The 21,331-nt window shown below is 63.9% G+C and carries 19 protein-coding genes; 8 read left to right on the forward strand and 11 right to left on the reverse strand.

The window, feature by feature from the left end; all coding sequences use genetic code 11:
- Positions 1 to 47: 47 nt before the first annotated feature.
- A complete protein-coding gene (locus M1E17_RS06160; protein ID WP_457966154.1) occupies positions 48 to 1,319 on the forward strand; it encodes a plasmid pRiA4b ORF-3 family protein in 1,272 nt (423 codons plus the stop codon).
- 44 nt (positions 1,320 to 1,363) lie between these two features.
- Here the strand turns inward: M1E17_RS06160 and ctaD are convergent, their stop codons facing one another.
- Positions 1,364 to 3,118, reverse strand: coding sequence for an aa3-type cytochrome oxidase subunit I (gene ctaD / locus M1E17_RS06165; RefSeq protein WP_457966156.1), 1,755 nt, complete (start codon positions 3,116 to 3,118; stop codon positions 1,364 to 1,366).
- Between the two features lie 149 nt (positions 3,119 to 3,267).
- On the reverse strand, positions 3,268 to 4,002 hold the full coding sequence (locus M1E17_RS06170; protein WP_457966157.1) for a FadR/GntR family transcriptional regulator: 735 nt from the start codon (positions 4,000 to 4,002) through the stop codon (positions 3,268 to 3,270).
- Positions 4,003 to 4,201: 199 nt separating this feature from the next.
- On the opposite strand from M1E17_RS06170, the gene M1E17_RS06175 reads away from it, so the two are divergent.
- Both M1E17_RS06175 and M1E17_RS06180 read left to right on the forward strand, forming a co-directional pair.
- Positions 4,202 to 4,729, forward strand: a complete 528-nt coding sequence (locus M1E17_RS06175) for a gluconokinase (RefSeq protein WP_457966159.1) — start codon at positions 4,202 to 4,204, stop codon at positions 4,727 to 4,729.
- A gap of 55 nt (positions 4,730 to 4,784) precedes the next feature.
- Entirely contained in the window at positions 4,785 to 6,188 is a 1,404-nt protein-coding gene (locus M1E17_RS06180; RefSeq protein ID WP_457966161.1) for a GntP family permease, read from the forward strand.
- 44 nt (positions 6,189 to 6,232) lie between these two features.
- Here M1E17_RS06180 and M1E17_RS06185 read toward each other — a convergent pair whose 3' ends face one another.
- The 3 genes from M1E17_RS06185 to M1E17_RS06195 form a co-directional block, all read right to left on the reverse strand.
- The gene (locus M1E17_RS06185) at positions 6,233 to 7,471 is read right to left on the reverse strand and encodes an IS110 family RNA-guided transposase (protein ID WP_457966163.1); all 1,239 of its coding nucleotides are present in this window, start codon (positions 7,469 to 7,471) and stop codon (positions 6,233 to 6,235) included.
- A 388-nt stretch (positions 7,472 to 7,859) separates the two neighbouring features.
- A complete protein-coding gene (locus M1E17_RS06190) occupies positions 7,860 to 8,237 on the reverse strand; it encodes a TfoX/Sxy family protein (RefSeq protein WP_457966165.1) in 378 nt (125 codons plus the stop codon).
- A 113-nt stretch (positions 8,238 to 8,350) separates the two neighbouring features.
- Entirely contained in the window at positions 8,351 to 8,827 is a 477-nt protein-coding gene (locus M1E17_RS06195) for a MarR family winged helix-turn-helix transcriptional regulator (RefSeq protein WP_457966167.1), read from the reverse strand.
- 73 nt (positions 8,828 to 8,900) lie between these two features.
- Here M1E17_RS06195 and M1E17_RS06200 point away from each other — a divergent pair, with 73 nt between their 5' ends.
- The gene (locus M1E17_RS06200; protein WP_457966169.1) at positions 8,901 to 9,740 is read left to right on the forward strand and encodes an alpha/beta fold hydrolase; all 840 of its coding nucleotides are present in this window, start codon (positions 8,901 to 8,903) and stop codon (positions 9,738 to 9,740) included.
- Positions 9,741 to 9,846: 106 nt separating this feature from the next.
- On the opposite strand, the gene M1E17_RS06205 is transcribed toward M1E17_RS06200, so the two are convergent.
- Positions 9,847 to 10,146 (reverse strand): hypothetical protein, encoded by a 300-nt coding sequence (locus tag M1E17_RS06205; protein WP_457966170.1) that lies wholly within the window; start codon positions 10,144 to 10,146, stop codon positions 9,847 to 9,849.
- Between the two features lie 211 nt (positions 10,147 to 10,357).
- Here M1E17_RS06205 and M1E17_RS06210 point away from each other — a divergent pair, with 211 nt between their 5' ends.
- The 3 genes from M1E17_RS06210 (at position 10,358) to M1E17_RS06220 (ending at position 12,919) form a co-directional block, all read left to right on the forward strand.
- Positions 10,358 to 11,026 (forward strand): hypothetical protein, encoded by a 669-nt coding sequence (locus tag M1E17_RS06210; protein WP_457966171.1) that lies wholly within the window; start codon positions 10,358 to 10,360, stop codon positions 11,024 to 11,026.
- A 133-nt stretch (positions 11,027 to 11,159) separates the two neighbouring features.
- On the forward strand, positions 11,160 to 11,978 hold the full coding sequence (locus tag M1E17_RS06215; protein WP_457966172.1) for an SDR family NAD(P)-dependent oxidoreductase: 819 nt from the start codon (positions 11,160 to 11,162) through the stop codon (positions 11,976 to 11,978).
- Between the two features lie 89 nt (positions 11,979 to 12,067).
- Entirely contained in the window at positions 12,068 to 12,919 is an 852-nt protein-coding gene (locus M1E17_RS06220; protein WP_457966174.1) for a hypothetical protein, read from the forward strand.
- Between the two features lie 39 nt (positions 12,920 to 12,958).
- Here the strand turns inward: M1E17_RS06220 and M1E17_RS06225 are convergent, their stop codons facing one another.
- Positions 12,959 to 13,510 carry a dihydrofolate reductase family protein gene (locus M1E17_RS06225; protein ID WP_457966175.1) on the reverse strand — a complete coding sequence of 184 codons (552 nt, stop codon included), beginning with the start codon at positions 13,508 to 13,510 and terminating at the stop codon, positions 12,959 to 12,961.
- A gap of 367 nt (positions 13,511 to 13,877) precedes the next feature.
- On the opposite strand from M1E17_RS06225, the gene M1E17_RS06230 reads away from it, so the two are divergent.
- Complete coding sequence (locus tag M1E17_RS06230; RefSeq protein WP_457966176.1) at positions 13,878 to 14,321, forward strand: hypothetical protein; 444 nt, start codon at positions 13,878 to 13,880, stop codon at positions 14,319 to 14,321.
- Positions 14,322 to 14,337: 16 nt separating this feature from the next.
- On the opposite strand, the gene M1E17_RS06235 is transcribed toward M1E17_RS06230, so the two are convergent.
- The 4 genes from M1E17_RS06235 to M1E17_RS06250 all read right to left on the reverse strand — a co-directional run bounded on the left by M1E17_RS06235 (position 14,338) and on the right by M1E17_RS06250 (position 21,309).
- Entirely contained in the window at positions 14,338 to 15,246 is a 909-nt protein-coding gene (locus M1E17_RS06235) for a GGDEF domain-containing protein (RefSeq protein ID WP_457966178.1), read from the reverse strand.
- The gene (locus tag M1E17_RS06240; RefSeq protein ID WP_457966180.1) at positions 15,243 to 18,593 is read right to left on the reverse strand and encodes a response regulator; all 3,351 of its coding nucleotides are present in this window, start codon (positions 18,591 to 18,593) and stop codon (positions 15,243 to 15,245) included. The genes M1E17_RS06235 and M1E17_RS06240 overlap by 4 nt, the downstream gene beginning before the upstream one ends.
- A gap of 133 nt (positions 18,594 to 18,726) precedes the next feature.
- The gene (locus tag M1E17_RS06245) at positions 18,727 to 20,853 is read right to left on the reverse strand and encodes a putative bifunctional diguanylate cyclase/phosphodiesterase (RefSeq protein ID WP_457966182.1); all 2,127 of its coding nucleotides are present in this window, start codon (positions 20,851 to 20,853) and stop codon (positions 18,727 to 18,729) included.
- A gap of 186 nt (positions 20,854 to 21,039) precedes the next feature.
- Positions 21,040 to 21,309, reverse strand: coding sequence for a GlsB/YeaQ/YmgE family stress response membrane protein (locus M1E17_RS06250; protein ID WP_267278163.1), 270 nt, complete (start codon positions 21,307 to 21,309; stop codon positions 21,040 to 21,042).
- Positions 21,310 to 21,331 lie beyond the last annotated feature (22 nt).

A 21,331-nucleotide genomic window follows, 5' to 3' on the forward strand; every position in this document is an offset into this window, starting at 1 on the left:
AGGGGCTCGCAACTCCCGGGCCGCTCCGCTCTGGCAGAATGGCCACCATGCAAACAGCCGGTACCGTCCCCGCCTTTGACCTCCGGATCAGCATCGAGGATACCCGGCCCCTGGTGTGGCGCAGGCTGAAGGTGCCGGCCACGCTGACGGTGGAGGAGTTCCACTTGGCCGTGCAGGCCGCCTTCGGCTGGGAAAACCGCCACCTCTACGCTGTCCGCTTCGTGGACCGGACCGGGAAGCTGCGGGTCATTGTCGGTCCCGACGACGAATCGGAAGACCTGGACGCGGAGCCGCCCTCCGGCGTCGTCCTTTCCGATCTTCTGGCTGCCGGCAAGCCGGGAACCACGTTTGAATACGAATATGACTTCGGCGACGGCTGGACACATCACGTTCAGCTGCTGGGTTCCGCCGAGCTGCCGGCCGGGGAGATTGTTTGCGTAGACGGCGCCAACCGGGGACCGGTGGAGGATTCCGGCGGCCCCCACGGCTATGGACGGCTGCTGGAGATCCTGGCCGACCGGGCGCATCCGGAATACGAAGAGGCTTCTTACTGGACCTTCATGATGACTGGGCAGTACCGGCCGTCCTTTGACGCCACCACGTTCAGCCTGGCTACTGCCAACCGCAAGCTGCGGCTGCTGAGTCTCCAATGGTGGCCGCGAATCCGTACGGACGAGGAACGTGACGCCGTGATCCGGCCTGTCCGCTGGCTCCTCGAAATTGCTGCAGGCGATGGAGTGGAACTGACGAAGGACGGTTACCTGAAACCAGCCATGGTCCAGCGCGCACTGGATGAGCTCGGCTGGCGTGATTCCGTGATGGGCAAGGGGAACCGCGAGGCCAACGCGCTGCCCGTCCGGGAGCTCCGGGAGCACCTCCTCGCCTGGAAGCTGCTGCGTAAATTCAAGGGAGGGCTGGTTCTCACCCCTCGTGGAAAACGCGGGCTGGAGCGACCGGGGGATCTGTGGGACTACGTGGTTGATGCGGTGGCACTGCCGGAACACGATGCGGTTCGCCTTGTCACACGGCTGTACACGGAGTGGCATCTCAGCGGCGTTGCTCCGCCGAAGACCCGCCGTACCGAGGTCATCCACGCTGCGATGGAGAGCGTGGGGTTTGTGACCCGGTCCGGGCACCGCATCCCCGAGGACTGGGTCAGCGACATCAACCGGGTAGTCATGTGGAACTTCAAATGCCTGCATCTCATGGCGCCCAAGGAGCGCTACGGTGACAGGTCACTGCTTACCGACGGCGGCGTGAAGTTCCTGCTGAACGTCCGGGAGGTTGACGGGCTGTTTTCGGGTGGCCGGAAACAGTGAGCAGGGCCGGTCTTTGGCCGGCCCTGCTTTTTGTTAACCCACTGCTACTTGTCCGGGCTGGGATCGCGGACGTCCTTCTCGCCGATGTCGGCGGCGCCCAGGGCAGCGGCGGCCGGAGAGTGGACGGGTTCATGTTCGCGGACCCTGATCTCCGGATGGTGCAGGTCCAGGGCTGGGCGCTCCGAGCGGATGCGCGGCAATGACGTGAAGTTGTGGCGCGGCGGCGGGCAGGACGTGGCCCACTCCAGCGAAGCGCCGAAGCCCCACGGATCGTCCACGGTGACCTTCTCGCCGGCCCGCCACGTGACGTAGACGTTCCAGAGGAACGGGATCATGGACGCGCCCAGTAGGTAGGAACTGATGGTGGAGAACTGGTTCATCCACATGAAGTTGTCCTCCACCAGGTAGTCCGCGTACCGGCGGGGCATGCCCACGGCGCCGAGCCAGTGCTGGATCAGGAAGGTGCCGTGGAAGCCCAGGAACAGCATCCAGAAGTGGATCTTGCCCAGGCGCTCGTTGAGCATGGTGCCGGTGAACTTTGGCCACCAGAAGTAGAAGCCGGCGAACATCGCGAACACCACGGTCCCGAACACCACGTAGTGGAAGTGCGCCACCACAAAGTAGGAGTCGGACACGTGGAAGTCCAGCGGCGGCGACGCCAGGATGATGCCGGTCAGGCCGCCGAACAGGAAGGTCACCAGGAAGCCCAGGCTCCAAAGCATGGGCGTCTCAAAGGTCAGCGAGCCGCCCCACATGGTGCCGATCCAGTTGAAGAACTTCACCCCGGTGGGCACCGCGATCAGCATGGTCATGAAGGCGAAGAACGGCAGCAGCACGGAGCCGGTCACGTACATGTGGTGCGCCCACACGGTGACGGACAGGGCGGCGATGGCGATGGTGGCGTAGACCAGGCCCTTGTAACCGAAGACCGGCTTGCGGCTGAAGACCGGGAAAATCTCGGACACGATGCCGAAGAACGGCAGCGCGATGATGTACACCTCGGGGTGGCCGAAGAACCAGAACAGGTGCTGCCAGAGGACGGCACCGCCGTTGTTCGGGTCGTAGATGTGGGCGCCGAACCGCCGGTCAGCGCCGAGGCCGAACAGGGCTGCGGCCAGCGGCGGGAAGGCCATGATCACCAGGATGGACGTGACCAGGGCGTTCCAGGTGAAGATGGGCATCCGCCACATGGTCATGCCAGGAGCGCGCATGCAGACGATCGTGGTGATGAAGTTGACAGCACCCAGGATGGTGCCGAAGCCGGACAGCGCCAGGCCGAACACCCACAGGTCGCCGCCGACGCCGGGGCTGAACGTTGTATTGTTCAGCGGCGCGTAGGCGAACCAGCCAAAGGACGCCGCGCCCTGGGGCGTGATGAAACCGGAGACGGCGATGGTTGAGCCGAAGAGGAAGAACCAGAATGCCAGGGCGTTCAACCTGGGGAACGCGACGTCCGGGGCGCCGATCTGCAGCGGCATGATGACGTTCGTGAACCCGGCAAACAGCGGGGTGGCGAACATGAGCAGCATCATGGTGCCGTGCATCGTAAACAGCTGGTTGTACTGCTCCTTGGTCTGCAGGATCTGCATGCCGGGTTCATAGAGCTCGGCCCTGATGAGCAGGGCCATCACCCCGGCCATCATAAAGAACACAAAGGACGAGATCAGGTACATGTACCCGATGACTTTGTGGTCGGTGGAGGTAAGCCACGTGACGACGAGACTGCCTTTGCGCCGCGGTACAACCGCGGGCGATGCCGTGGCGGCTACCCCTTCAGATGATTGTCCTGTGATGGCCAATTTTTCACCTCGTCCGGACGGTGCCAACGGGCCCGTGTGCATGAGCCCCCTCATCAGGCCGGAATGACATTCCGAGGTCCTGATTTCCTTCAGGTTACCCATGAATGCCGCTCTGGGAAAGGGTTTCAGGGGCGCACACGGAAGGGTTCTTAGGGCAGCCCCATCGCGTTCCGCACTTCGTCCAGGATGTGGTGCATGGCGGTCTCGGCGGTGGTCGCATCACCGCGGGCGACGGCGGCGGCAACGTCCTCGTGCGCCTGAAGGGCTTCGTCCCTAGGCCTGAACGGCATCAGGCCCTGCTTGGTCCGGCTGGTCAGGACCTCGGCCACCATCCCTTCCAGGGCAGTGAACATCTCATTGCCGCAGCTCTGCAGCAGCAGGCAGTGGAATTCGATATCGGCGGCCAGGAACGCCTCCAGTTCCCCGGCTTCACCCAGCCGCCTCAGCTCGGCGGCGAGGGCAATCAGCTTGGCACGCTCGGCTGCGCTGGCACGGCGGGCGGCCCCGGCCGCGGCGATGGGTTCGACGGCGATCCGCAGCTCGGTGAGGCTGCTGTACTGTTCCGCGCGGCTGTCGGAGGCAAGGCGCCAGCGCACCAGCTTGGGGTCAAAAACATTCCACAGCGCCCGTTCCTGCACCACAATGCCAACCCGGCGCCGCGAGTAGACGAGGTTCATCGACTCCAAAACCTTCATCGTGTCCCGCGCGACGGTCCGCGAGACCCCGTACTCCTGCTGAAGCGTGTCCAGGGTGAGGCGGCTGCCCGGCGGGAGGATGCCGGAGGCGATGGCAACGCCCACCGCCTCAAGAACGCGTCCCTGCATCGCGGGGGAAGCCCCGCCGTCGTCCGCTTCATCTGCGGGCCCAACTGTCGCCGTCGACATTTTTGTTGCCTCCATCTGCGCGCAAGGCGCCCTCCCATCCTAGCGAAAACGACGAAAAGGTATGACTTGTGACACTGAAAGATAGTATCTGTGTCGATAAATGGTGATACCTTATCTCCAGTGCCTTCCCGTGCTTTTCCAGACGGCAGTGCACATGAGCTTCTTCACTAAGCCAAAGACGTCTTCTTCGGAGGTAAACATGCAGTATCCAGCCACGCACCTGGTGGTGATGGGGGTGGCCGGTTCCGGCAAGTCCACCATCGCGGCGGCCCTTTCCCAGCAACTGGGCTGGGCCTGCGCCGAGGCGGACGAATTCCACCCGCAGGCCAACATCAACAAGATGAGCCAGGGGATTCCCCTGCAGGATGAGGACCGCTGGCCGTGGCTGCAGGAGATCCGTGACTGGATGACAGCCCAGGCTCAAAGCGGCCAGTCCACCGTGCTTACCTGTTCGGCCCTCAGGCAGAGTTACCGGCAACTGCTCTCCGAGGCTGAAGGCCGGGTCCTGTTCCTGCACCTGCACGGTGAAGCCGACCTGATTGGCCAGCGGATGCAGGGCCGGGAAGGGCACTTCATGCCGCCCACGCTCCTGCCCAGCCAGCTGGCCACGCTGGAACCGCTCAGCCCGGAGGAGCTTGCCCAGGGAAGCCTCCGCCTGGACATTTCCAACTCGCCGGAAGAGCTCGTCCGGGCCATCCTCGCCGCGCTCAAGCTCCCGGCCGCCTGACCAGCCTCTTTCCCGCAGCCAGTTTTATCCCCATTTTTTGTTTCAAAGGAGAACCATGACCATCGAAGGTTGGACCCAAACGATGGGCGCAGGCCCCCTGCTGCTCATCGCGGCGGCCGCAATAGGCGTCCTGCTGTTCCTGATCATCAAGCTGCGCATGCATGCCCTGATCGCCCTGATCGTGGTCAGCCTCGCCACCGCTTTCGCCACCGGAATCCCCGCGAACCAGGTGGTGCCGGTGCTGATCAACGGCTTTGGCACCACCCTGGGAACCGTGGCGCTCCTGGTGGGCCTGGGCGCCATGCTGGGCCGCATCGTGGAGACCAGCGGCGGGGCCAAGGTTTTGGCCGATTACCTGATCGGCGTCTTCGGTGAAAAGCGGGCCCCGTTCGCCCTGGGCCTCGCCTCGCTGATCTTCGGCTTCCCCATCTTCTTCGACGCCGGCCTGGTGGTGATGCTGCCCGTGGTCTTCGCCGTGGCCCACCGCCTGGGCGGGGGAGTGCTGCGGTTCGGCCTTCCCGCAGCCGGCGCCTTCTCCGTGATGCACATCTTCCTGCCGCCGCACCCGGGACCCGTCTCCGCGGCCGCCTTCTTCGACGCGAACATCGGCCTGGTCATGATCGCCGGCCTGATCGTCGCCATCCCCACCTGGTATGTGACCGCCTACCTCTACGGCCTGTACACCGGCAAGAAGCTGGTCCTTCCCGTGCCGGAAATCCTGGGCCATGCCAGTGCCGAAGCCGAATCACACCCGCCGCGCTTCCGCACCATCATCGGCCTGCTACTCCTGCCGCTGGTCTTGATCTTCATCAACACGGGCCTGAACACCCTTGCCTCCTCCGGCGTGCTGAGCGAAGGCGTCAGGAACGAGCAGTGGTTCCAGGTCCTGCGCACCATCGGCGAAACCCCGGTGGCGCTGCTGATCGCGGTCCTGGTGGCCATGTACGTCCTCGGTGCGCGGCGCGGAACCGCGAACGGTGCACTGGAGAAGCTGCTTGAATCTTCACTGGGCCCGGTCTGTTCCGTCATCCTCATCACCGGCGCCGGCGGCATGTTCGGCGGCGTCCTCCGGGCCTCCGGCATCGGCGACGCACTGGCCGACGTGCTGGGCAACCTGGGCATCCCGCTGATCCTGGCCGGCTTCCTGATCTCGGCCATCCTGCGCATCGCCCAGGGTTCCGCCACCGTGGCCCTGACCACCACCGCCGGGCTCATCGCCCCGGCGGTGGCGGCGGCGGGACTCACCGGTATGCAGGTTGCAGCCCTTGTGATCGCCGTGGCAGCCGGTTCCGTGGTGGTCTCGCACGTCAACGATTCCGGCTTCTGGCTCGTGGGACGTTTCTTCGGCATGGACGTCAAGACCACGCTGAAGACTTGGACTGTGATGGAAACCCTGATCGGTGTGATGGGCTTCGGTATCGCCGCCGTGATCTTCCTGCTGGCCGGGGTGGCGGGTTAGCGACTTCCCTGCACTTTCGCAACTAATACGAAAGTGGAGGGTGGTCAGGCTGCGGTGACCGGGGTGACCGTGACGTCGTAGCCGAGGCTGTTGAGTTGTTTGATGGCGTTGTTCCTGGCTCGGGTCGGGTTGAGTCTGGTGTAGTGGTCGGCGCCGGGGTCGGTGTAGCACTCGCCGTTGGTGAGCATGTGCCAGGTTGCGGTGAGGATGGAATGCGCGACGGCGACGATGGCTTTGTTGCGGCCGCTTCGGACCGTGATGCGGTGGTATTTCGCGGCGAGGTAAGTGTTTTTGGATTGTGCCGCTGCCATGGCCGCGGTGCCCAAAGCCGCTTTGAGGTATTTGTTGCCGGGAAGGATGTGCGCTGATTTTATCCGACCGGCGGATTCGTGGGCGCTGGGGCAGACGCCGGTCCAGGATGCGAGCCGGCCAGGGGTTTCAAAGACTGTCATGTCCGCGCCGGTTTCGGCGATGATTACCTCGGCGACTCGGTGGGAGACTCCGGGGATGGTGGCCAGGGCTTCCCTGGCGTCACGAAAGGGCTCCATCGCCTCCTCGATCCGTGCCGTGAGTGCCTGGATGGTTCGGTTGTGGGCATCGATCTGGTCCAGGTGGAGCCGGGCCATGAACGCGTGGTGGGGTTTGAACCTGCCGGTGAGTGCATCAACGAGGGCGGGGATTTTCGAGCGCATCGTTCCACGGGCCATGCCGGCCAGGACCTCCGGGTTCCGTTCTCCGCTGATGAGGGCTTCGAGCATGTCCCGGGAAGAGACCCCGGTCAGGTCAGAGACCACCGAGGAGAGCTTGATCCCGGAGCTCTCCAGGAACTTCTCGAGCCGCTGGATTTCCCGGGCGCGGTCCCGGGTCGCGAGGGCACGGGCCCGGGTGAGGTCCCGCAGTTCACGGATCGGTTCTGGTGGCACGAAGGAGGCGCGCAGCAGCCCATGGGTTGCCAGTTGGGCCAGCCAGGCAGCGTCTGAGACGTCGGTTTTGCGGCCGGGGATGTTTCGGGCAGCTTTGGCATTGACGAGCATCACTGGCAATGTCTCTTCGAGCAGGTAAAAGAAGGGTTTCCAGTAATCACTGGTCGCTTCCATCGCCACAACGGTGACGTGCTCGTGTTCCAGGAACTCGCGCAGCTCAAGGATCGATTGCGTGGTCGCGCCCCAGGTCGTGACCTTTGACGTGTAGGTCCCGGCCCGAGTCCCGGGCACCCGCACGCAGACTTTTGCGTCGCGTTTTGAGATGTCCATCCCCGCGGCGCGTTCGTGAATAATGTCCATTCCGGCTTCCCTCCATCACTGCTTGGCGGTTATGACAGTGTCTGTCTCGGGGAGGACAGGGAAATCATTCAGGAATCTAATACCCGTGCTTGAAAGCAACAATCCACGGTTCCCGTGGAAGTCCTCCACACCACGCTAGGTAACGGGCTCAGGGCACCAAGTTGGGCCGGCGTTCACCGAGACGGACACCACTATGATCTGCCCGCCACCCCTGAGGTGACCAGAGCCCGGGGTGAGCCTGCCGCATACTTTCCTCACACCACGGTGCGTCAGCGACGCTCATCCGCTAGGTAGCGCCAAGTGTCGTTTTGAACCCTCAATACGACAGTTGGCGCTACTTACTTGGGGACGGGCGCCGCTGAGCCCCGCCCCGGTTTCTGGAGTCTGATTACTTGCGGGGCGCGTGGGCCTTGGGTTCCTCGGGCGGGAGGTCCGCCACGTACTCGAACGCCTTTTCAATCCAGGCACGTACCCGGGCGTCGTCGCCGTCGCCTTCGGCGTTCCACACCTCCGGCAGCCCGACGTAGCCGCCCATGGGACGTTCCACCGGCCCGAACGGCACGGTCCGCTCGGTGCTTTCAAGCTCCGTGCGGTCTTCGCTGGAGAGCCTGACGCCGATGGTGGGGCCGAACAGTCCTGCAAACATGTTGCCGTTCACGAAGGCGCCGAGGTTGCCGAACATCGGTTTGACCACCACGTCCGGCCTGTCCGGCACCACAGACCGGAAGCGCTCCTTGTCAGCCTCTGAAGGTTTGGGCATCTCCATGGTGGTCTCCTCCGGTTGCAGACGGCATGCGGATCTGAGTGCAGGATATGCCCGCGGCGCCCTGCGGTACAGGCCAGTCTTTCCGAATTGTTCTCCACGGTGAGCTGCAAATCTCAGGCGTCCTTGTCCGAGCGTTTCGCGGCTGTTCGGGTTGCGGCCAGGACGTCCTGAAGTGTCAGCAACGCTTCCTCGAACCGCTGTTCCCCTGCGTACGTGCCCCAGAGCTGCTCAATTTCCTTGACCTTGTTTGATGCCTCGCGCAGAAGCTGGAGTCCACGGGAGGTGGGGAAGATCAGTTTTGCCCTGGCATCGGCCGGATCAGGCCGGCGCTCCAGATACCCCATCTCCTGCATCTCATTGACCAGTTCGGACGTCGCGGCCAGGCTGAGCTGGGCGCGTGCGGCCAAGGCTGTCAGGCGTATTCCCTTGGTCCCAACGTTCCCTGTGATCTGCAGATGGGCGGGACGCAGGTCGCCGTAGCCATGGGATTCCGCCTCTGCCAGAAGCTCGCGACGGAACTCCGCCAGCAGGCGGACCAACAGCTGGCCCACGGGAAGCCTGGGCGGTTTTGAATCTCTTGACTGCTCCATCTCCACGGAGGAAACTTTATCCCATAAGCTTCGGATTCCGAAGTAAATCACAACAGATGCTTTGGAGGATGAGATGCATCTGAACATTTCCCCGACGATGATCCAAACCACGCTTGGTCCCCTCATGGTCCGCCGCAAAGGGGCCGGCCAGCCGGCGCTTTTATGGCACAGCCTGTTTGTTGATTCCAGCACTTTTGCCAACGTCGTGGACCGCTTGGGTCAGGAACGGGAACTCATTCTGGTGGACGGTCCCGGACACGGTGGCAGCCCCGGGCCCCGGCGCCCCTACTCCCTGGTGGAGTGTGCCGTTGCTGCAAACCAAATCCTGGATGCCTTGGGCGTCTCGGGCCCTGTTGACTGGGTGGGTAACGCCTGGGGAGGGCATGTGGGAATCGTCTTCGCTGATACATTCCCCGCCCGCTGCCGGACTCTCACCACAATCGGCTCACCCCCTTATCCGCTCACCCGATCCGAACGCCTGCAGACGCTCCCTCTGGTATCCGCGTACCGGCTCCTTGGCCCGGCTCTGTTCGCAGGTGCCATCGTGGATGCGCTGGCAGGCAAAGGCGCGGCGAAGTCAGAACCGCAGGCCGCAGCCGCAGTTGCAGAGGCCTTCCGGAGAGGAGGCAAGCGCGACAAATATTGGGCCATGCAATCGGTTATGCTGCGGCGGCCGGACCTTCGCCCTGTCCTGGCCCGGCTGCAGGTCCCCACGCTGGTGCTGGTAGGCCGGAACGATCCCATGAACGACGCTGTGGAGGCAGAGCGTGCGGCCCGAAGTGTGCGCGACGGACGTTTCGCAGTGGTCACCGGCTCCGGTCGCGTTGCCCCGCTCCTGATCGCACCGGACGAAGTCACGCAGCACATCCTGTCGTTCTGGTCAGACAGCCGGAATCAGCAGGCGGCAGCCTGAACCCCTGGCCAACACCGAGGTTGGAGCCCCGCCCGGCCCATCGTAGCCGGCCCCGTCATGGAAAGGTCCCCACTCCTAGTTTCTGGAGGGGGACCTTTTCGCGGCGTCAGTGCTCGTCGTAATGGCCTTCATGTTCGGCGTGGCGGTGACCGTCGTGGATGTAGTCGATGTGGTCGCCATGCTGGGCCGTTTCATGGCTGCAGTCCGGGCCGCCATGCTGGTGCTGGGCCGGCGTGTGCTCGGCCGGATCGTCGTGCTCGTCGTAATGGCCTTCGTGTTCCGCGTGGCGGTGGCCATCGTGGATGTAGTCAACGTGGTCGCCGTGCTGGACGGTGACATGGGTGCAGTCGTCTCCGCCGTGCTGGTGGTCCGTGAGGGTGTGTTCAGCGTGGATTTCCTGAGTCATCTTTGCTCTCCTTCAGTTGGTGAAAACTTCCTGCTGTGACTGCTTCTGCGGGACCTTGGATGACCATTCCCGCGTGTACGCCATCGTTCCACCGGCATCTGACTTTGGCTAGGGCCGATAGGCCAGGAATGAGTCCTCTGCCAAAAGCGGCCCGTGAGTCGTAGACTCCTGCCAACCGCTGTCCCCGCAGTCCTGATAGTGGAGGCCTCTGATGAACACTTCGGCTGGTTCACGGTTGCAGCGTCTGCTCGGCCACGGCCACGGACTCCTGTGGGCAATGGTGGCCGGAGGTCTTCTCTGGACGGTTCACGGATACTTCCGCTTTCTGACACCGCAGGGGCCGGACGCCGTCTGGCGGGAGGATCTGGGGTATTCGCAGATCCTGAGCACCACCCTTTTTCTGCTGTACAGCCTGCCGGGCGTACTGGCCCTCCTGCTGACTTCCTGGGCCGCCCTCTCATTCCTGCCAACCCTGGCCACCGGACGCGCAGGGCTGAGGCGCGCGGCCAGGATATTTGCGTTGCTGGCGTTTATTTTCGGACTGGTGGCCGCCGTTGGCCAGGTGATTCTGATCCTTTCCCCGACAATCGCCGGGATCAGTTTTGGGGTTCCTGCGCTGGGGCTGGCCCTGTTCCTTGGGGGGTTTGCTGCCGGCAGGAAGGGCGCGGACGGCAACGGACAACGGAGATTCGTTGGGCTTTGGATGATGCTGTTAGGCGGCGTCGGAATGCTCACCCTGCCAGTGCCACTGCTGGTGTACGCGCTGGCGCTGCTGCCTCTTGCCCTCGGGACCGCCGTGTTTGCTCTGTTCGGCGCGGGCTGGATTGCACTGGCTTTCACCCTCCGCACGGAAACGGCCACGGCCGCCCAAACCCTTTAGCATCACTGCTACTACGGCTGAGCTAATCCCGCAGAACGCACCCAGCGCGGGAACAGGCTCCGCCCCGCCGTCGTTGTGCCCAACGGCAGCCCATCCGAAACTTTCGGATCGATCCCCAACCAAAGGACACCCCTTGACTCCTCGCACCATCGTGATCACCGGCGCCAGCGACGGCATCGGCGCAGCAGCCGCACGATCGCTGGCGGAGGCAGGGGAGCGGGTTGTCGTCGTCGGCCGTTCCGCTGAAAAGACGCGTGCCGTCGCCAAGGAGCTCAACGCCGACTACTTCGTCACTGACTTCGCCGACCTGGCGCAGGTACGTACCCTCGCTGCCCAGCTGAGGGAAAACTACCCGCGGATCGACGTCCTGGCCAACAACGCCGGCGGCATCATGGGAAAGCGCACCCTCACCGTGGACGGCCACGAATCCACCTTCCAGATCAACCACCTGGCCCCCTTCCTCCTCACCAACGGGCTGATGGACGTGCTGACCGCCAGCAGCGCCAAGGTCATCAACACCTCCAGTGCCGCCAACGGCTTCGGCAAACTGGATCTCTTTGACCTCACCTCGGAGCACGGCTACTCCACCAACCGCGCCTACGGCACCGGAAAACTGGCCAACATCCTGTTCACCAGCGAACTGCACCGCCGTTTCGGCGAAAAGGGAATCACGACGGCGGCATTCCACCCTGGTGTGGTCCGCACCAACTTTGCCGCGGAGTCCAGCAGCCCCTGGCGGCACGCCTACAAGACGCTCCTGAACAGGTTCATGCTCTCGCCGGAGCAGGGTGCGGACACCCTGCTGTGGCTCATCAACGGCACCCCGGGGACCGACTGGATCTCCGGTGCCTACTACTATAAGCGCGCCCTGGCCAAGGCGAACGCACAGGCCTACGACGCCAATCTGGCCCGTGAATTCTGGGACCGGAGCGCAGAGTTGATTACGGCCTGAACACAATCTTCCAGCAACCTTGGACGGCCACCGAGTAGGTCCTACCCTAGAGATCGTAAGCATGCTTTCTATTGGTAGGGGTGGTTTTTATGCATAAGGCCTCAGCGATCGGCCTGGCGGCAGCAAGTGTCCTGGCGTTGGCATCATGTACGGGGGGAGATGCGGGGCAGGAGCCCTCACCCACTGCCACCACCGCCACTTCGGAGGCCAAGGCCTATACCGAAGACGAACTGCGCGACCTGATCTCCGGAATGCAGGATGCCGAGGGCAACGAACTGAAACTCTATTCCAAGGAGCAGGTGGACCAGGGCGGCAATATCGCCCAGAGGCTGATGAGCACGGCGACGGTGGAGCCCGAGGACTGCAAGGCGATCGCCACCGCAGGGCTCCTGGACGAGGTGGAGAACGGCGAGGTGGCCATTGCGATCTCCGAGAGTGCCCAGCCGCGCACCCTGTCCGCGCAATCCAGCAGCAGTGGGCCGGCCGGCGTCGAACTGCTCCGCGACGTGAGGGACAAACTGGGCCAGTGCTCCACGTTCACGATCGAGATTCTGGGGCAACGCTATGAGGTGTCCAGCGAAAGCCTGGAGGCTGAGACCGATGGCGAGGAGACCTTTGCCACCGTGAGCACGCGGGATGGGAACACCGGTCAAATGCTCATGCAGGTTTCCGCGGCGGAGGGGCGCTTGCTGGTGGTTGCCACCAAGGCGGGAGCTGACCTGAGGGATCCTGACCGGGAGGAACTCGAGGGCCTGGTGAACCAAGTGCTGGCCAAGACCGACGGAGACGGGACGGCCACGGCGTCGCCCACGAGGACCCCGACGGGGACGACTAGCCCAACCACAACCGCCACGACTACTGTCACGGTGTCGCCCACGGAGACGGAAGGGGACACCAGCCCTTCGCCAACAGGAACAGCAAGCCCCACGGCTACGCGCTAGGAACCTCCCCGGCAGGTTTAGTCCGCTACGGCCGGCAGGCTATTCGCCCAGCAGCCCGTAGGTGCTGATGACATTGCCTTTGCTGGTCCGGTACTGGTCCTGCAGGCTCAGCCTGGTGATGGGGTCGTCGGTCTCGAACAGACGGCGGCCCCTGCCGGCCACCACGGGGTGGGTCATCAGGGTCAGGGAGTCCAGCAGCCCGGCGAACAGGAGCTGGCGCACCACGGAAATGCTGCCGCAGATGGCGATCTCGCCGCCGTCGCGTTCCTTCAGCCCGGCCACAAACTCCTCCAGCGGGCCCTCGATGAGGTGCGAGTTCTCCCACTCCAGCGGTTCGCTCAGGCTGCGCGAGGCGACGAACTTCTCCACAGGGTTGATGAAGCCGGCGAAATCCTCGTCCACTGATGCCGTGGGCCAATAGCCTGCCCACTCCTGATAGCTGACGCGGCCCAGCACCACCGTGTCCACACTCTTGATCATGCGGTCCAGCCCCATGCCCAGTTCGTCGTCAAAGCTGTCGAACTGCCAAAGATAGGGGTCTGACACCACTCCATCCACGGAGTGGAATAGGCCGGCGGTAACTTTGCGCATAAGGACCTCCAAGATGATGCCAACAGTGCGGCCCGCGGGCCTCGGGACAGGTCCCACCGTATTCGGCTGACGGACGATGGGGAAGACTTGATTCTTCTTCAGCCGCCGTTCGGAAATGCGTAACTCTTGTGCGTCTGGGGCTGCGTCGCCTGCATAAATCCGGGCTCGAAGCTTTCCCTGAGACCCAAAAGTTACGCATTCCCGGAGCACTTGCAGGGTAAGTATTGGGCAAGCCCCGGCCAGCGAAAGTTGCCGCCATAGTTAGGTTCGTCACGCGCGCCTGCGTGTTGCACGATTCCTGCCATCCCCAGCCCCATACTGGTGTTGAGCGGCCACTCGCCGGCCCCGGACAGACAGGAGGAAGTGCATGGAAACCCTGAAGAAAATCGTGAGCAACCAGTATTTCCCCGCAGCCGCCGTCCTGACGGCTGTGGTGCTTTTCTGGGCTGTGGGCATGGTGGGCGGCTTGTCCATGCTCAACGATAAGAACGCGCCGATGGCCACGCTCACGTGGATGCTGTTCGTCTACATGGCAGCAGTCCTCACCCCGGTCGCCGGCGTCATGGCCGCCATGGACCTGGTTCGCCGCTACAGGCTGAACCGCCAGACGCGCGGGAGTCAGTTCGCCGAGCTGGAGCAGGCCGAGGTACAGCAGGCTGAGCTAGAGCAGCCTGAGGTACAGCAGGCGGAGATCCTGCAGCCCGAGATCCTACAGCCCGAGGTACAGCAGCCTGAGGTTCAACACGCACCGGCCCGAAAGCAAGAAACCCCGTCAGTGAGCAAAAGGCCCGGCTGGAAACAGGCTGCCTGACCGCCTCGCCTGAAAGTTACAGCGCCAGTTCCACCCGGTTCCGTCCGGCAGCCTTGGCAGCATAAAGCGCCAAGTCAGCCTCGCCCAGCAACTGCTGGGCGTCCACCCGGTGCTGCGCATTGAAGGCGGCAATCCCCGCGCTGAGCGTCAGCAGCCCTGCGGGATCACCCTCGTGCGGGATGGCCAGTTCCCGGATGCTGTGGAGCGCCCGTTCAATTACTGCCCGGGCACCCAGCTGCGTCTGGTTCGGCAGGACCATTAAGAACTCTTCGCCGCCGAACCGGTACACGCCGTCGCTTTTCCGGGCATGGCTGACCAGTGCCGCAGCCACCGCCCGCAGCGCGAGGTCACCAGCCTGATGGCCGTAGATGTCGTTATAGCTCTTGAAGTTGTCCACATCGCACATGGCCAGGGAATACTCTTCGGCGTACCGGTGGCTGCGTGCGTGCAGCTGCTCCAGGTCCTCGGACAGTTTCAGCCGGTTGTGCAGGCCGGTGAGCGGATCGGTGCGCGCTTCCTGCGAGAGGACCTTCCGGTAATGGGCCAGATCGGCATGGAGCGTGGTGACCCGCAGCGCCACCAGCAGGCGGGCGTGCAGCACAAAAGGATCCAACGGCTTGGTGACGTAGTCATCAGCACCCGCCTCAAGCCCGGCCAGCACGTCATCCCGGGATCCCTGGGAGGTCAGCATCACGATGTAGGTGTAGAGATCGGACTCCCGCGCCCGGATGGCCCGGCACAGCGCCAGGCCATCCATCCCGGGCATCATCCAGTCGGTGACCACAACATCTGGCTGGTGCCGCAGGTAAAGCTTCCACGCCTCGTCGCCGTCCGCCGCCGCAAGGCAGTCATGGCCGGAACGCTCGACGGCGGCCCTTGCCACCATGAGCGAGCCAGGATCGTCGTCGGCAACCAGGACTTTCACTGCGTAACGACCAGCGCTTCGTCGAGGGCGGTGCCCACCAGGACGAGTTCCCGTTCCAGCCGCCGGATCACTTGCGCACCGCCGTCGTGGTTTCCGCTTCGTCCCATTCCTTCCAGCTCCTGGCAGAGATCGGCGACGGCGGTGGCACCGATGTTGGCGGCAGCCCCCTTGAGCGTGTGGGCGGCCAGCTGCAAAGCGGGCCCGCCGCCGTCGTCCACCGCCTGCTGCAAGGCCGCGAGCCTTGCCGGGACATCCCGGCGGAACGCCTCCGCTGCCGCGGGCAGCAGACCAAACCCGTCTGCGGGGCCCAGCTCCCGCAGGATGGCCAGCCGTTCGGGATCCACCGACGGCGGCCGCTCAACGTCATTCCCAGGCTCCGGGATCCAGCGGGCCAACGTTGCCTCCAGCTCAGCGGCCACCACCGGCTTGGAGAGGTAATCGTCCATGCCCGCCGCCAGGCACCGTTCGCGGTCGCCGTCGAGTGCTCCGGCTGTCATGGCGATGATGGGGAGGCGGCTGTGCTTCCCGCTGCGGCCGCGGATGATCCGGGTGGCCTCGAAGCCGTCCATCACCGGCATATGGCAATCCATCAGGACAGCCGAGTAGTTGGTGGAGGCAGTGGCGGCCACGGCCTCGGCGCCGTCGGCCACCACGTCCACGTCATAGCCGAACCGGGTGACCGTCGCCCGGGCCACCAGCTGGTTTACCTCGTTATCCTCCACCACCAGGACGCGGCCCCGGGACGGCCCCGCGGGTGCCGCCTGAGGTTGGGCAGGAGGGGCGGCGGGTGCGGGTGTCATCTCCCGGGCGGACATCAGCCGGACCAGCCGGTTGTAGAACTCGGAGCTGCGTACCGGCTTCATCAGCCATTCACGGACTCCGGCGTCGGCTACTTCCGCCGCATCCACCTGCATGGTGGAGGTCAGCAGAATCATTTCAAGCCTGGCCAACAGGGGGTCGGCCGTGATCTCGCGTGCAAGTTCGAGGCCGTCCATGTCCGGCATGCAAAGGTCAAGCACGGCGATGTCGAATGGCTCCCCGGCGGAGGCCGCCTCCCGCGCCCGGGCCAGGGCGGACTGCGCATCCGGCACCGCCTCCGGTTCCAGGCGCCAGCCGCGCAGCTGGGATTCCAGCACCAGCCTGTTGGTGGCGTTGTCATCCACCACCAGCACCCTCAGCCCGTTGAGGAAGCCCGTGGCGGGGGCCGGAGCACTGGAGCCCGGTGCCACCGGCAGCGGAATGCGGAACCAGAACGTGCTGCCTTCCTCCAGCTGGCTCTTGAGCCCAATTTCCCCGCCCATTGCCTCCGTCAGCCGGCTGCAGATGGCCAGCCCCAGCCCCGTGCCACCGTAACGGCGGGTAGTGGAGGCATCGGCCTGCGAAAACGATTCGAAGAGCCGGGCATGGTCCGCCGGATCAATGCCGATGCCGGTATCCCGGACGTCGAAGCGCACCATTGCCGTGCTGTCCTCCTGGATCTCGGCGCGTACGCGGATGGACACCTCGCCGGACGCGGTGAACTTCACGGCGTTGGAGGCCAGGTTCAGGAGGATTTGGCGGATCCGGCCGGAATCGCCGGAGAGAAGGGCAGGAACGTCCGGATCGCAGTAGGCAATCAGTTCCAGCTGCTTCGCCTGTGCAGTCTCGGCCAACAGCCCTGCCACTTCCTCCACCAGGATCCGCGGATCGAAGGGCCGCACATCCAGGTCCACCTTGCCGGCTTCCAGCTTGGAGAAGTCCAGGATGTCGTTGATGAGCGCCAGGAGTGCCTCACCCGCGCCCTTGACGCCCTGGGCATACTGCCGCTGCGTTTCATCCAGTGGCGTTTCCAGAAGCAGGGCCGTCAGCCCCACCACGCCGTTCATCGGAGTGCGGATCTCGTGGCTCATGGTGGCAAGGAACTCGGACTTCAGCCGGCTGGATTCCAGGGCTGCCGCCTGTGCAGCCTGAAGCTCCCGTTCTGCCGCCCGGCGCTGGGTAATATCGCGGGCGATGGTGGCAACGCCGTGCAGCTCCCCGTTTTCGCGGATCGGGGAGACGGTCAGGGACACCGGAATGACGGTTCCGTCTTTCCTTAGGTGCTCGGTTTCGTAGCTCATGGCGTCCTTGCCGTCATAGAGCCGCGCGAACGCCTCCATGTCCCGTTCCTTGTTTTCGGGCGTCAGGAGGAAGATGGCGTCGCGGCCGATCACCTCTTCTGCCATATAGCCGTACTGCTTTTCAGCGCCTGGGTTCCAGCTGGTAACGATGCCTTCGCTGGTGGTTCCCAGGATGGCGTCTGTGGAGGAGTTGACGATTGCTCCCAGTCCCTCCAGCTCATGCGTACGTGCGGTGACCTCCTGCTCCAGGCCGGTGGTCAGCCTGATGTTCTCTATGATGATCAGCACCTGCCGTACCACCACGGCTACCAGGGTTATCCTCGCCACCACCAGCAGGAATGTATCCACCTCATGAATGTGCGGGGCAGCAAACATCACCAGCGCGATCAGGAGCGGGGCGTAGGGGAGAAGCTCCAAAGCCAGGGCGTACGTCTTGCGGTCCGGAGCCGGATTCTCACTAAAAGGAATTAAGGGTGCCAGGGCGATCAGGAGGAATGCTGAGATCCATCCGATGGCCAACGGCGAACCTGTGACCCCGCTGACCCCTTCAAACGTGAGCCGGACATAGATGCTGTCTGTCACGGTCAGGACCAGGAGACCGCCGCCAAAGCACAGCCAGGGGAGCCGCTCGCCGGGCTGCCGGCGCATGACAAGTACCAGCACCAGCGACGTGATGACCACGTCGACAACCGGATATCCCAGGCCTGTCAGCCGGGTCAGAAGGTCTGCATGCTCGGTGCTGAACGCTGGCCCCAGCGCCGTGTGCCAGCTGACCACCAGGACGGATCCCGCGATGACGGCGGCATCCAGGACAGTCCTGAACAGGGCAACCCTGCTGCCGCTCCGCCGCTTGAACGCAAAAAGTGCGGCGGCGGCCGGGATTGAGTAGGCCAGGAAGCCTGCGTCAGCAAGGGATGGGAAGGGGTAGACGTGGTTGTAGGCCAGCCCGTAATACGTCCACACCGCCATGCCTGCTGCCCAAATGAAGGCTGCCAGGGCCATGAAGCCCCAGGCGCGGGCGTTGGGTCCACCCCGCAGCGCCGCGCGTGCGCAGCTGGCACCAGCCAGCAACGCTGCCAGCAGGATGGCGAAATCGCCGGCCACCAGAGCCGTTGTTGTGCCGCTGTTGGCGGCGAAATACAGGCCAAGCGCGGCAACCACCACAAGAGCCAGCAGGATCAGCCGCCCCAGCGGGGCCTTGCTGCTGACTATGGTGGGCCGCTGCTCCACGAGACCAGTTTGAGACACGCGGATCCCTCCCCCTAAGTGCGCCGTCCGCCCGACCCTTAATGCCTGTTGAGCAGGGTCCGGCGTCACCTGAGACCTGGTGTAGACGCAAGGCTATGATATCCCTGACACCTCAAGTGGGCTGCGTGCTGCACTACCGGTTTCTAAGGGTTTCGAGCGCTTCTTTCGCGTGCCGCAACGCGATGTCCAGCCGTTCGCCCGGCTCGGGGTGGGAGAACAGGTAACCCTGCAGGGAGTCGCAATCCAGCGCGATCAGGTAGTCGGCCTGCTGGGGCGTCTCAATACCTTCTGCTGTGACCGTCAGGCCCAGGCTGTGAGCCATATTGATCATGGAGCTGAGGATAGGCAGGCGCTCGGCCCCGGACCGGATCATGGACACAAAAGTCTTGTCGATCTTTACCGTATCCACCGGCAGGTCCTGCAGCCGCCCCAGCGAGGAGTAACCGGTGCCAAAGTCATCCAGCGCCACCCGGGCGCCGGCGTCGCGCAGCCTTCCAAGCTGGCCGATCACATGCTGGTCGGCGTCGAAAAATACGCTTTCGGTAACCTCCATGACCAGCTGGAAAGCGGCTACGTCGCTGGCCTCGGCGAGATCAAGGACACGGTCTGCAAAGTCCAGTTCCTGCAACTGGACCCCCGAAACGTTCACCGCAAGCGAACGTGACGGATCTTCCCGCAGCCAGGGCGCCAGCCGGACCAGGCTCTGCGACAGCACCTCCAGCCCGATCTGGTTGATCAGGCCACTCCGCTCCGCCATCGGAATAAAGACGGTGGGCGGGATACGCTCGCCTCCACGGTCCCACCGGGCCAGCGCCTCGAACTTGACCACCTGGCCCCTGCGGGGAGACGAGATGGGCTGGAAATCAACGGAAATCTCGCCTTTTGTGAGCGCCGACTGCAGGGCAGCCTGCATGTCCGTCCGCTGCACCAGTGCCGTCATCATGTCCGGCTGGAACCGCAGGAACCGGTTTTTTCCCGCTGCCTTAGCCGCATACATGGCGATGTCTGCCTCGCGGAGCAGGCCGGAGGGACCGATTGCTTCCCTTCCGACGGACGCGACACCCAGGCTCAGGCAGGGACGCAGCATGGTGTCGTGAATCTGCATTGGCACGTTCAGGCACCGAACAATGCAGGCCGCTGTGGCTTCGACATCCTGACAGGCGGTCAGCAGCACCACGAACTCATCGCCGCCGAGCCGGGCCACAACATCGGCATTGGGGACGCAACCGGTGAGGCGGCGCGCCACCTCCACCAGCATGTCATCGCCCGCCTGATGGCCCAGAATGTCGTTGACTTCCTTGAAATCATCAAGGTCCAGCAGCAGGACATCCACTGACTTGAGCCGTGGCTCGCTGAGTGCTGCCTCCAAGGCGTTATTGAACACCGCCCGGTTAGCGAGGCCTGTCAACGGATCCTGGAAAGCCATCGCCTTCAGCTGTTCCGCCTGCGCTGCCATTTCCTGCATGGCCCGCTGTGCCTGCTCCTGCGCCTGCCTCCGCGGGGTCACATCCCGGAAGCTCCAGACGCGGCCTACGATGCGGTCTCCCACTTTCTGTGGACGTGAATACCTCTCAAAGGTCCGGCCATCCCGGAAGTCCAGCATGTCATTGCTTTCAGCGGCAGGGTCCTCCTGCAGCTCCGCCACCCTGGCCATAAAGGCTTCCGGGTGGGTGACCTGCGCCAGGATGAGCCGCATGATGGGCTCGGCCGAGTCACCGTCCAACAGCTCCGGGGGGATATCCCACATTTTGAGGAACTGCTCGTTGAGCCCGGCGAGCTTGCCTTCCGAGCTGACCACCAGGATGCCGTCTGCCGTGGACTCAAGGGTTGCTGTCAACAGGGACATGGCTTTGCGCAGGTCGGCGTCGGCCGCCCTCCGGTGGGCGGTGCTTCGGACGGAAACCAGGAGCTGGGTCCCCTCATCGGCCTCCACTATCGCCCCGGCCATCTCGGCGGAGAAGCTGTACCCGCTGCTGTGTACGCCGTGCACTTCCCGCGGTGCTATATCTTTTCCGGGCTGCTCCTGGAGCTGTTGGAAGAGCTTGACGAGTTCGCCCTGGGACCCCGCCAGGAGCAGTTTCCGGTGGTCAGTTCCAAGGAGCTCATCCCGGCTCAACCCAAAGAGCCGTGCGGCCGATTCGTTGGCGAGGCTGATGGTGCCGTCGGGCGCCAAGGCAATGAGTCCGTCAGGGTTGGCGTCCAGGAGGCTGCCGAAAGTTCCTCTTTCAGGCTTTCCCCTATGACGCACTGATTCCGGCATGACACACCACCCCCACGCACATCATAAAGTCCGTGGAGCCGATAACAAGGGTGACGGCAGGAAACAATTTCCATTCGCGGCCTGAAATTTCGGCCGGCAGCACGAAGGCGCCGTCGTCCGTTTCCGGACGACGGCGCCTTGGCTGGTGTTACGTGTGTGTGTCGTACTTTGGTGTCTTTGCGTTGGTTACACGCGGCTTCTGCCTCGGTTCGCCACTGCACCGTAGATCAGCAGGACAATGATGGAGCCCAGGATTGCCAGCAGCCAGGTCCGGAGGTCAAAGAATTCGGCAAGTCCGCCGCCGAAGATGAGGGAGCCGATCCAGCCGCCAAGAATAGCGCCCACGACGCCCAGGACGAGCGTGATCAGCCAGCCTCCTCCTTGCCTTCCGGGCAGGATGGCCTTGGCGATAGCTCCAGCGATCAAGCCCAAAATGAGAAACCCGAGAATTCCCATGGTCACACTTCCTTGTCGATAA

The organism is Arthrobacter sp. D1-29 (genome assembly GCF_054130585.1).

Excerpts from the sequence above, each read along its gene's own strand:
- M1E17_RS06160 (WP_457966154.1), top strand. The coding sequence starts at position 48 with ATGCAAACAGCCGGTACCGTCCCCGCCTTTGACCTCCGGATCAGCATC.
- M1E17_RS06170 (WP_457966157.1), bottom strand. The coding sequence starts at position 4,002 with ATGTCGACGGCGACAGTTGGGCCCGCAGATGAAGCGGACGACGGCGGG.
- M1E17_RS06175 (WP_457966159.1), top strand. The coding sequence starts at position 4,202 with ATGCAGTATCCAGCCACGCACCTGGTGGTGATGGGGGTGGCCGGTTCC.
- M1E17_RS06180 (WP_457966161.1), top strand. The coding sequence starts at position 4,785 with ATGACCATCGAAGGTTGGACCCAAACGATGGGCGCAGGCCCCCTGCTG.
- M1E17_RS06185 (WP_457966163.1), bottom strand. The coding sequence starts at position 7,471 with ATGGACATTATTCACGAACGCGCCGCGGGGATGGACATCTCAAAACGC.
- M1E17_RS06190 (WP_457966165.1), bottom strand. The coding sequence starts at position 8,237 with ATGGAGATGCCCAAACCTTCAGAGGCTGACAAGGAGCGCTTCCGGTCT.
- M1E17_RS06195 (WP_457966167.1), bottom strand. The coding sequence starts at position 8,827 with ATGGAGCAGTCAAGAGATTCAAAACCGCCCAGGCTTCCCGTGGGCCAG.
- M1E17_RS06200 (WP_457966169.1), top strand. The coding sequence starts at position 8,901 with ATGCATCTGAACATTTCCCCGACGATGATCCAAACCACGCTTGGTCCC.
- M1E17_RS06205 (WP_457966170.1), bottom strand. The coding sequence starts at position 10,146 with ATGACTCAGGAAATCCACGCTGAACACACCCTCACGGACCACCAGCAC.
- M1E17_RS06210 (WP_457966171.1), top strand. The coding sequence starts at position 10,358 with ATGAACACTTCGGCTGGTTCACGGTTGCAGCGTCTGCTCGGCCACGGC.
- M1E17_RS06220 (WP_457966174.1), top strand. The coding sequence starts at position 12,068 with ATGCATAAGGCCTCAGCGATCGGCCTGGCGGCAGCAAGTGTCCTGGCG.
- M1E17_RS06225 (WP_457966175.1), bottom strand. The coding sequence starts at position 13,510 with ATGCGCAAAGTTACCGCCGGCCTATTCCACTCCGTGGATGGAGTGGTG.
- M1E17_RS06230 (WP_457966176.1), top strand. The coding sequence starts at position 13,878 with ATGGAAACCCTGAAGAAAATCGTGAGCAACCAGTATTTCCCCGCAGCC.
- M1E17_RS06245 (WP_457966182.1), bottom strand. The coding sequence starts at position 20,853 with ATGCCGGAATCAGTGCGTCATAGGGGAAAGCCTGAAAGAGGAACTTTC.
- M1E17_RS06250 (WP_267278163.1), bottom strand. The coding sequence starts at position 21,309 with ATGGGAATTCTCGGGTTTCTCATTTTGGGCTTGATCGCTGGAGCTATC.